Origin of the sequence: Gilliamella sp. Occ4-3 (assembly GCF_001690675.1) — a bacterium.
GTDB classification, from domain to species: Bacteria; Pseudomonadota; Gammaproteobacteria; order Enterobacterales; family Orbaceae; genus Gilliamella; species Gilliamella bombi.
Genome location: NZ_LZHR01000102.1, coordinates 1 through 2,299, shown reverse-complemented (window position 1 = coordinate 2,299; position 2,299 = coordinate 1). Strand labels below are relative to the sequence as shown.

The window sequence follows — 2,299 nt, the reverse complement described above, 5'->3', positions numbered from 1 at the left end:
AGCTTTTTTGGTTATCACTTGCCCTAGGACCCGTTAACGTAACGCGCATTACCTCTACTGAATGATTGGATATCCAATTATCGCCTGCATTTGGTAACGTCCTTGTCACAGTAGCTGTTATTCCCCCATGTGTAACAGGAGTCCAAGTCAACTGACTACCTCCACCTATGTCTAAATCAAAGTACAAACCATCTGCACCTGTTGTCGGAAAATTTAATTCGTAAAATGTTGGATTAGTTGATTGAACTAGAAATCCTTTAGTTGGATTCCAAATATTAGCTGGACCAGCGTAATCACCTGCACCATAGGTTAGATTTGGTCTTACATGACAGATTTTAGGAGGTAAATTTGGGCTGATGTAGTACTCCACCGATTGACGGTGGAAATAATTTGTATCTGGTACACCGTACTGTGTTTTTAAAGACCCCTCTGTACTACTTAATATCACCTTATAAGGTGCTTTACAAATATCTAAAATATCATTACGACTAACAGCATTACCATTTTTATCGGAAAAATAAGCAGATAGATTTCCTTTTGCGGTTACGCCATTTATTCCCTGACCATCACCATCATCATCGCCCCAATAATGATAAGTGTTCACTATATCATTTAAACTGACTGAATCAACTGATGAGGGAATCAACATGTGAATATCACTTAAAGTACTTCCTTTAGGTAAAGTTATTGGATTTGTTACGCTTGATGTATTGGTTGATGGAGTAACTATTGTTCCATCCAATAGAGTGATATTCAATAAATCATCGGTTGTGATCGCTTTAGTTTTACCACCATCAAATGTTAAATATGGTGCACTACCTTCTATAACATTACTAGTATGCGCAGTTAATGCCTGCAAATTAGGCGAATACGGCAATAACAACAATGGCACTAATATCAACGTTTTTTTTGTAGATAATTGTATGGATAATTTCGATGCTAAAAATGAAGTAAGTGTAAAAACTCGTCTAACGTGGTTATTTAATAAATTTAAGACATAGGTTTGCCAGTGCTGGTGTCTGGTGTTGATAAGTATACTGCATAACATCCCTTTTGTAAAGTAATATATTGTTTTATTTTATTTTTTTAACGATCTATAATCTATAAAATATAGCTGAATTAATTCTAATTTTTAAAATTATAATGTTTAAAAAAAATTTGGCTACATTTTTAACTAAAAATTTTGTTAAGATTTATTAAGATACTTGATTTTGTTTTTGGATGTGCTGAGTTTTTATCTTGTGATAAAACACACTCGGCTCAATAAAACAGAGTATTATAAGAAAAATGAAAAATAGAAGAATTAAATTCCATTAACTCTTTTCCTTCATCAGGATGTGCCGTCACCTAAGCGAAATTAGCACGCCAAATAATAATGTTTGGTAAAGTATTGATATAAATGTTATTTCTTTCACAAAAAACCTGGATTCAAACATGAAGTGCAATTTTAAACACGGTGGAGTGAAGAAAGTAGAAAGGTGATTTATACTAGCACCTTCGCACCACCACAGTTTGGAGATTGCTATGTATTATAATCACCTTTCTAGGAAGGAAAGATACCAGATTTTCGTATTATTACAAGCCGGAAAGAATAAAAAAGAGATAGCCCAGCTGTAAATGCCCCAAACTTAGTACACAACTCACGTAGAAAATTAAGCTGCTTGTTTTAGTGTTTTATACTCAATCGGTGTCATGTTATTTAATGCCTCATGCGGTCTTTCGGTGTTATAAATCGTTAGCCATTCTTCGGTTATTTTCCTTGCTTGTGCTAAGTTGTTAAAAAGATATAAATCGAGTACTTCAGTACGATAGGTACGATTAAATCGTTCAATATAGCCATTTTGATAAGGGCTACCAGGCTGGATATAATCAATGGTTATATTATGTGATTTAGCCCAGTTTATAAAGGTTTTTCCTGTAAATTCTGGCCCATTATCGACCCGTATTTTTAATGGATATCCATGATATTCAGCCAGTTTATCTAAGTAACGGGTAATCCTTCCTGCTGGTAAACTTACTGCAATATCAATCCCTAGCGCCTCACGATTAAAGTCATCGATAACATTGAATGTCCTAAAGCGACGTTGATTACGGCTACTATCACTCATAAAATCCATTGACCAACATTCACCTTGTTTATTAGGCACCAATAGCTTTTCCGGGCATCGTGGAGGAATGCGTTTTTTTCGTTTTACTCTGAGATTAAGCTTTAATTCACAATACACCCGATAAACACGCTTATGGTTCCATTGATAGCCGAGCTTTCTGATACGATTAAAGCATTTAGGAAAGCCCCAGC

Annotated in this window: 3 protein-coding genes; 1 reads left to right on the top strand and 2 read right to left on the bottom strand. The window is 34.9% G+C overall.

Annotation, left to right across the window (positions count from 1 at the left end; genetic code table 11):
* On the bottom strand, positions 1 to 1,048 hold a 1,048-nt coding region (locus A9G44_RS09995), incomplete at its 3' end, for a hypothetical protein (protein ID WP_179854842.1).
* Positions 1,049 to 1,524: 476 nt separating this feature from the next.
* On the opposite strand from A9G44_RS09995, the gene A9G44_RS13730 reads away from it, so the two are divergent.
* A complete protein-coding gene (locus A9G44_RS13730; protein WP_143426383.1) occupies positions 1,525 to 1,617 on the top strand; it encodes a helix-turn-helix domain-containing protein in 93 nt (30 codons plus the stop codon).
* A gap of 35 nt (positions 1,618 to 1,652) precedes the next feature.
* On the opposite strand, the gene A9G44_RS09990 is transcribed toward A9G44_RS13730, so the two are convergent.
* Positions 1,653 to 2,299 (bottom strand): IS3 family transposase (locus tag A9G44_RS09990; RefSeq protein ID WP_065610799.1); only part of this gene is annotated, 647 nt, incomplete at its 5' end.

What these genes read in the sequence shown, in the direction of transcription:
- A9G44_RS13730 (WP_143426383.1), top strand. Translation starts at nt 1,525, where the DNA reads ATGTATTATAATCACCTTTCTAGGAAGGAAAGATACCAGATTTTCGTA.